Below are 6,753 nucleotides of genomic sequence, written 5' to 3'. Positions count from 1 at the left end.
GCTGAGCGGCCGTTTCGGGAAGCAAGGTCAGGTAGGGGGCGACCAGCGCCCACTCTTCATCGCTGACATCAGACGGATAGGCGTGACGGGACTGCATCCCTCCGAAACTGGCGCAGCCGCAGGTCCGTAACAGCCTCTAGAAGCCGTGCCGGTTCGGTCTACGCGGCTGCAACCACTAGCGTAGAGCTGACATGTCCGATGAACATCCGACACCCGCCAATTTGCGCGAGGCCGGCACGACTGCTGCTCAACATGGGTTGAGCTCGCCGGGCCTATTGCACCTCTCGGGTATGACGAAGCCTAAGCCGCAGACCTGCGAGGTGAAGATTGATGGCGAATGGCGTGCCGTCAGCCTCACTGAGGCCGCTGTTGATCACGTGGTGGCCGTGAAACGTTGCCCGGCCTGCCGCGGACAGGTGATGATCCTCGGCGCCTACAGCGGAGCCAACGTCCGTCGCACCATGTCACACCGGAAATCGCATAGCGGCTGCCCGCTGAAGCCCAATACCTACTCGGGTACGCTATCGTTGTATCCGCAGGCACTCTCTTAAGGCTGCGGCTCGGCCCGCCACCCGTTCATGGGCTGGCAGAGGAGATCGCTGGCTTGCGAGCCCTTAAATCAACGTGCCGGGGCCGATCGGATCGCCTGGCACCATGTCTGGACCGACCGGGTCACCCGGGACCGGATCTGCAGGGGGCTGCGGCATCGGCGGATCTCCGGGCATGGGTTCGGTCGGCGGTGGCTCACCGGGGGTAGGCAGATTGGGTCCTCCGGGGTCGGGCATGCCGGGGTTGCTCATGGTTCGGCATCTCCATCACCGCAAGGGATGACACTCAATCCTGCCGCCGGAGGAGCGGTTCCGTTTGTGGTCGACCTGCACTGAGATCGGCCATTCTGATCCGGCCCACGATCATGGCCGCGGCCTTGGTCGCGTACGGGTACGCTGACTGCTCGGAGAAGACGCCATCCGAGGACGACACGACCCAGCGGAAGCACCCCGGGTACGAAGGACACGGCACCGCTGCGAGCCTATAGGTGCGGGACAAGGCGTCGGCCTCATTGATCAGGCGGGGCGGTAGATGAAGGAAGGGCTCCGAAAGGAGCCCTTCCGACGCCGAAGGTGAGCGCCTCACATGCGGTTCATCATCCGCTTCTTCATCATGTGCCGGCGCATCATCTTCTTCCGCATCATGCGCTTCTTCATCATCATCCGGTCGCCGCGCATCATACGGACCTGGGTGACTTCCGACTGGCCGGTCTGAAGGCCGTTCACCGACATCGGGGCTGCCGACACCGTGCCGACACCGAAAGCGAGGCTGCCGAGCAGGGTTGCAGCGGCGAGCGAGAAAGTCGTCTTCCTCATCATGGACTCCTGAGTTCGGCGGACGTGTCAGTCCGAAGCCAGAAAGGCTTGGGAACTCCACGGCCGCGGCGCAGCGCCCACAACAGGGCGTCGGCTATCCCATACGGTCCTCTTTAGAAGAGAGTTTCAGCAGCCAGCTCGATAAAGCGACGATCGTCCTCAATGTGCAGGAACGGACAATTAGCTTAACAGGGAAAGTGCAAAGCGAGAAACGGTTCAGCTTGTCCGCAAGCTTGACCGATCGGATGCAATATCTACGATCACAGCTGAAACTATCTAGCCGCTGTCGCCGTATGTCAGAGGCGTAGTCAGCCCCGACGGCGCGTGCCTCGGAGCTGCCTGTGACCCGTATCCCCGTCTCGATCCTTACGGCGTGCCTTCTGCTCAGCGCTTCATACCCGACCAATGCAGCTACGAAGAAGGTGCGGGTGCCAAACCAGTTCGACGGATCTTGGACCATCGTCGCCACTACGGCTGAGGGACCCTGCTCGGCCAGCACGAGCTATCGGGTGCAGATCAAGAACAGCGATGCCGCGATCTCCGGGGAGGAGGTCGACATCGACGGCAGCGTGTCGGCTGGCGGCACCGTGCGGGCTACGATCATCAAGGGCTCGAACAAGGTGCCGATCGCCGGCAGTCTGACCGCGAAGGGCAGCGGCAACGGCACATGGCGCACGTCTGGCGGCTTGGTCGAGTGCAGCGGCAGCTGGAGTGCCAAGCGCGCAGGCTGAACAGCCCTGACGCTCGATCCGATCAGGAGCCGGCAGGGCGAGTTGTGATAATACGGCTGCCCGGCCAGCCATCCCACTTCAGGTAGGAAGGGTGATCCACGCAGCAGTCATCAAGCTCTTGTCGAGCGTTTGCCCCGACGCTTGGATGCCGCCCTGCTTAGGACCCGTGACAAGGCTTCGACCGAGTACGGTTTCTGAAGCAACTCGAAGCCGTGCCCACCTTCCTGGGCCAGAACGTGGCTGTAGCCGCTCGTCAGGATGACTGGCAAGCCGGGGTAGAGGCGCCGCACTTCGCGTCCGAGTTCGATCCCGGTCATTCCCGGCATCACCACGTCCGAGAAGACGATCTCGTGCGCGTTTGGCTCCTCGGCCAGGGCTAGCAGCGCGGCTTGTCCGTTCTCGACCCAGTTCGTGCGATAGCCCAGTTCCTTGAGGGTCTGGGTCACAAAGTCGCCGACGTCCCGGTTATCCTCAACCACGAGCACACACAGGTTCCCACCATCGGCGGTCGCTTCTTCATCATGGTCGATGACGACCTCGACCGGTGCGGACACGCGAGGCAGATAGAGCGTGAACGTCGTGCCCTCCCCGACCACGCTGTCAACGATCACCTCACCACCCGACTGTTTTGCGAAGCCGAACACCTGAGAGAGCCCAAGCCCGGTCCCCTGACCGACATCTTTCGTCGTGAAGAACGGCTCGAAGATCCGTTCCAAATCCCCGGGTGCGATGCCGCGGCCGGTGTCACTGATCGAAACGGCGACAGTCGACGCCGCAACTACCGGATGCGCGCGGACAGCCGGGATCTCTTCGACCGCTTTGACCTGGATCGTGATTTCCCCGGCCCCGTCCATCGCATCGCGGGCGTTCACGGCCATGTTGACGAGTGCGGTGTCGAACTGGCTCGGATCGGCGTTCACGAAACACGCCTCCTCATCCACATGCGTCGCGACCCGTATACACGCCCCGGTCAGGGTACTGACCATCTCGCTCAGCATGCGCACACTTTGACCGGCATCGAACACGGTGGGCCGTAGAGCCTGTCGCCGCGCGAACGCGAGCAGTTGGCTGGTCAGCTTGGCCGCTCGATCGACGGTGTCGGAGATTGCCGCGATGTAGCGCGTCCTCCGTTCCTCAGCGAGGTTGGGGCGCTTGAGCAGGTCGGTCGATGATTTGATGACGGTAAGCAAATTGTTGAAGTCGTGCGCCACGCCGCCGGTGAGCTGACCTACGGCCTCCATCTTCTGGGATTGCCTCAGTTGCTCCTCGGTACGCATCAGCTCGGCTGTCCGTTCGGCCACACGTTGCTCGAGGGTTTCGTTGAGTGCGCGCAACTCCGCGGCCGCGCGATCACGCTCTGCCGCGACGGTGCGCCGCTCCTCGATGTCTATGAGAACGCCTGGGAAGCTGGACGGCGTGCCGTCCACGTCATGGTCGACGCGTCCACTCGCCTCGATCCAGTAGTACCTGCCATCGGTGCGCCGCACGCGATATTGATGCACGTAGGCACCACATCGTTTGATCGCTTCGTTGATTGCCTCAGCTAGGCCCGCCTGATCGTCGGGGTGAACCGTCGCGACGATTTGGGCGAGTGGAATACCCTCTCGACCCAGCGCCGGATCGAGCCCGAAGCTGCGTGCGAACCCCTCGTCCACGGTGAACCGATCGGTGGGCAGATCCCAGTGCCACGTGCCGATGATCGCACCAGCTGCCAGAGCCAGCTGAACGCGTTCCGCGTTGTCTCGTGCAAGCGCCTCACTCGCGCGCAAGCGCTCTTCTGCGACGCGCCGCTCGGTGGTGTCGTTGAAGAAGATGGCGATCTGCCGCTCAGTAGGCTCACCGACACGGATAGCCCGCACATCGAACCAGCGTCCGAAAGCCTCGGCATAGCTCTCGAAGTTCGCCGGCTCACCGGTCCATGCGACGTGTCCGTAAGTCTCGAACCAGAAGCGCTCTAGGTTTGGAGCGAATTCAGTGACCCATTTCCCGCGTAGGTTGACGCCTGCTTGGCGCTCGAAGGCTGGATTGGCTTCAAGGAAGCGATAGTCCACCGGACGATCTTGATCATCAAATTTGACTTCAACGATAGCGAAGGCTGTCTCGACGGTCTGAAGGAGTGTTTCAAACCGATCTCGGGTTTCGCGTAGACGCTCACCAGCCTCATGCTGGCGTGTGCGATCGCGAACAATCTTGACGTAGCCTTGGTGTGTACCGTCCTCGATGCGCAGGGGCATCAGCTCGCCCGACGCCCAGAACTGAGTTCCGTCCTTGCGGAGATGCCATCGCTCGTCGCTCGCTCGACCATCGGCGACCGCGAGACGCATTTCTTCGTCGGGCCGGTCTGTAGCACGGTCTAAAGCTGTGAAGAGACGTTCGGCCGATGTGCCAACTATCTCATCGCATCTCCAACCGAAGATGTTCTCTGCTCCCGCATTCCAGTCCGTGACGACCCCATTCAGGTCGGTGCCGATGATGGCAAAATCGATCGCACTTTCGATAACGTGCTGGAGGTGATGGCGTACAGGCATAGCCCCATGTAGCTGCTTCTGAGGCGGAAATTAGGTTCCGACGATCGTCTGACGGCAATTGGCATTAGAGCGGCTCAACCCGGGTAGGAAGGCGCTAAGCCATGCGGTCAAGAGCACACTCCAGCACTACAGTCGCTCTGGCTGGGCAAGCATGATAGCGGCACGGACGGCAGCCCGCCGAAGCTCCGGGCTTGCCCACGGCTGACGGATCAGCGTGTTGGCGAAAGGGTGATCAGCGACGGCGACAGCCGGGTCAATGCGATAGCCTTCGCCGAACGAGACGAAACCGGAGGTCGGATCAGCCATATAGGCATCCACCACGGCCGCCACGTCGTCGTCGACGATGTCGAGGGTGTCGAACAGGTCGAGGGTCATGAGCCGGTTTGCCATGGCGACGCCTTAGCCGCTTCACGCTGGCCGTGCTCTGAACGAGGTTAATCAGGCACCGACATCCTGCTCACGTCTTGGCGAGGCGAAGTGGCCGACTGATCGGCACGCTCGGGGACGATGACGCCGCTATACCGGAGCTGACTATACAGGCGTAGGCCGAGCCACCGCGGTTTGCATCAGCGCCGCCTTGTTGACGAGGAGGGCCGTGGCGATCTAGGTGAGCGCCCGGTCCTCGATGTCGCTGATGCCTTCGTGATCGGCCACATCGGTCGCCACCAGGAACGCATCCTGCCGCTGCTCCATCGGACGGCCGGCGATCGCCGTGACCCGACGCAAGTTCTCCACCCGACCCGCTCGGGTCCGCGCCCGCGCGATCGCCTCGTAGAGCGCTTCCTCCAGCATCAGGAGGTCGTAGCCCTTCTCGATGATTGGGTTGGCTCGCAGACCGATCAGTGCGGTTTCGAACTCGTCACCGGCCACCTCGCCGTCAGCTACGATGACGTTGGCGGCGGCCGAGATCTCCGCCTGCATCAGCGCTTCGTCACCGGCATAGGCCATGACGGTCCGGCTGAAGCTGGTCAGCAGATCCTTGAGGACGTTCATCGCGCTTCAACGGGGTGGGAATAGCGGGACATCAAGCGACCGCGTGGGCTGTGGTGCTGCGCGAGCCGCCGAGACTGACCTGCCGCCGTCCACCTCCACCGTTCATGCCATGGCTGGGCGCCGTGTAGGGCCGGCGGGATAGGTCGTAGAGGACATTGCCGACGAGACCGGCGGCCCGGCGCAGGGTCGCACCCTCGCACGTCGCCGCGACCCGCACGCCGATCTCATGGGTATGGCTGCGACCGTAGAGCCAGACGGCGAGCCGTGCCCGGGTCGCCTCCGGAATACCGTCGAGGAGGAGGGGTACTGCATCGGGATGGGCTTTGACGAGCCGGCCCACGGTCTCCGACGGAACGGGGCAATCGAGAGCGGGGTCGTCGATACTAAGCGAACGGGCACGGTTCATGACGGCACCTGCAGGCTGCTAGCGAGCAACGTGCCGAGACGGTGGTTAACGAAGGCTTACGTCGATGGGCAGCTCAACCCTGTTGTCCGATCTGCTCACGGGCTGGCGAGACCCTTGGCCTCGATTATCTGTACGGCATGCCCACCAAGCCCTCGACCGTCGCCGATCTGCGCAAAGCAGGCACGATCAGCAGCCTTGAGATTGTCGCCGCGGTCGACGCCTACATGCGCGACGCGAACGCTGGCCCGTATTGCTTCAACAGTGGTCATAGCATCGATCTCGCAGCAGCCGTGGCGGCCTCCCCCGTGGTCAGCCAATTACAAGGTCAATCTGGGCCACAGGATAGGGCGTTCCGGACCGCGGTGACAGCCCTCGCCATGCTGGTTTGCCCGACTCCGCTGTAGATCAACACCGGCTCCGCCCCGCTGCCCGATCCGATCACAGGCTGGCGGGGCTTAGTGCCGTTCCTCACGGCAAGCACCAGATACGCGATGCAGGCCGAGATGCAGGATGCTTCAGGAAGGTTAGCTGAGCTTCGACGCTCGACTATGAGACGATCCCGGATCGGGAAGGCTCAGGCGCTCTTCAGATTGGCGGCGCTTTCCTTACCGCTGCGCCGGTCGGCCTCGACGTCGTAGGAGACCTTTTGCCCTTCGATCAGGCTACGCATGCCGGCCCGCTCGACAGCCGAGATATGGACGAACACGTCCCTGCCGCTGCCGTCATCGGGC

9 protein-coding genes and 1 pseudogene are annotated in these 6,753 nt (G+C 62.8%); 3 read left to right on the top strand and 7 right to left on the bottom strand.

Annotation, left to right across the window (positions count from 1 at the left end; translation table 11 throughout):
- Nucleotides 1-97 (bottom strand): transposase (locus MKK82_RS12710; RefSeq protein WP_409566769.1); only part of this gene is annotated, 97 nt, incomplete at its 3' end.
- Nucleotides 98-191: 94 nt separating this feature from the next.
- On the opposite strand from MKK82_RS12710, the gene MKK82_RS12705 reads away from it, so the two are divergent.
- Nucleotides 192-551 (top strand): hypothetical protein, encoded by a 360-nt coding sequence (locus MKK82_RS12705; protein ID WP_243985923.1) that lies wholly within the window; start codon nt 192-194, stop codon nt 549-551.
- A gap of 579 nt (nt 552-1,130) precedes the next feature.
- Here the strand turns inward: MKK82_RS12705 and MKK82_RS12700 are convergent.
- A complete protein-coding gene (locus MKK82_RS12700) occupies nt 1,131-1,364 on the bottom strand; it encodes a hypothetical protein (RefSeq protein WP_243985922.1) in 234 nt (77 codons plus the stop codon).
- Nucleotides 1,365-1,873: 509 nt separating this feature from the next.
- Between MKK82_RS12700 and MKK82_RS12695 the strand changes: the two genes are divergently transcribed.
- Nucleotides 1,874-2,095 (top strand): hypothetical protein, encoded by a 222-nt coding sequence (locus tag MKK82_RS12695; protein WP_243985921.1) that lies wholly within the window; start codon nt 1,874-1,876, stop codon nt 2,093-2,095.
- Nucleotides 2,096-2,205: 110 nt separating this feature from the next.
- On the opposite strand, the gene MKK82_RS12690 is transcribed toward MKK82_RS12695, so the two are convergent.
- The 4 genes and pseudogenes from MKK82_RS12690 to MKK82_RS12675 all read right to left on the bottom strand — a co-directional run bounded on the left by MKK82_RS12690 (nt 2,206) and on the right by MKK82_RS12675 (nt 6,022).
- Nucleotides 2,206-4,623 carry a PAS domain S-box protein gene (locus MKK82_RS12690; RefSeq protein WP_243985920.1) on the bottom strand — a complete coding sequence of 806 codons (2,418 nt, stop codon included), beginning with the start codon at nt 4,621-4,623 and terminating at the stop codon, nt 2,206-2,208.
- Nucleotides 4,624-4,749: 126 nt separating this feature from the next.
- Nucleotides 4,750-4,998, bottom strand: a complete 249-nt coding sequence (locus MKK82_RS12685) for a hypothetical protein (protein ID WP_243985919.1) — start codon at nt 4,996-4,998, stop codon at nt 4,750-4,752.
- A gap of 156 nt (nt 4,999-5,154) precedes the next feature.
- Nucleotides 5,155-5,616, bottom strand: a pseudogene (locus MKK82_RS12680) (tellurite resistance TerB family protein).
- Nucleotides 5,617-5,647: 31 nt separating this feature from the next.
- A complete protein-coding gene (locus MKK82_RS12675) occupies nt 5,648-6,022 on the bottom strand; it encodes a hypothetical protein (RefSeq protein WP_243985916.1) in 375 nt (124 codons plus the stop codon).
- 137 nt (nt 6,023-6,159) lie between these two features.
- On the opposite strand from MKK82_RS12675, the gene MKK82_RS12670 reads away from it, so the two are divergent.
- Entirely contained in the window at nt 6,160-6,426 is a 267-nt protein-coding gene (locus MKK82_RS12670) for a hypothetical protein (RefSeq protein WP_243985915.1), read from the top strand.
- Between the two features lie 170 nt (nt 6,427-6,596).
- Here MKK82_RS12670 and MKK82_RS12665 read toward each other — a convergent pair.
- On the bottom strand, nt 6,597-6,753 hold a 157-nt coding region (locus MKK82_RS12665), incomplete at its 5' end, for a cold-shock protein (protein WP_243985909.1).

It is taken from the genome of Methylobacterium sp. E-046 (assembly GCF_022829625.1).
GTDB lineage: Bacteria > Pseudomonadota > Alphaproteobacteria > Rhizobiales > Beijerinckiaceae > Methylobacterium > Methylobacterium longum.
This window is presented reverse-complemented; position numbering and strand designations above follow the sequence as displayed.

Excerpts from the sequence above, each read along its gene's own strand:
- MKK82_RS12700 (WP_243985922.1), bottom strand. The coding sequence starts at position 1,364 with ATGAGGAAGACGACTTTCTCGCTCGCCGCTGCAACCCTGCTCGGCAGC.
- MKK82_RS12685 (WP_243985919.1), bottom strand. The coding sequence starts at position 4,998 with ATGACCCTCGACCTGTTCGACACCCTCGACATCGTCGACGACGACGTG.
- MKK82_RS12670 (WP_243985915.1), top strand. The coding sequence starts at position 6,160 with ATGCCCACCAAGCCCTCGACCGTCGCCGATCTGCGCAAAGCAGGCACG.
- MKK82_RS12690 (WP_243985920.1), bottom strand. The coding sequence starts at position 4,623 with ATGCCTGTACGCCATCACCTCCAGCACGTTATCGAAAGTGCGATCGAT.
- MKK82_RS12675 (WP_243985916.1), bottom strand. The coding sequence starts at position 6,022 with ATGAACCGTGCCCGTTCGCTTAGTATCGACGACCCCGCTCTCGATTGC.
- MKK82_RS12705 (WP_243985923.1), top strand. The coding sequence starts at position 192 with ATGTCCGATGAACATCCGACACCCGCCAATTTGCGCGAGGCCGGCACG.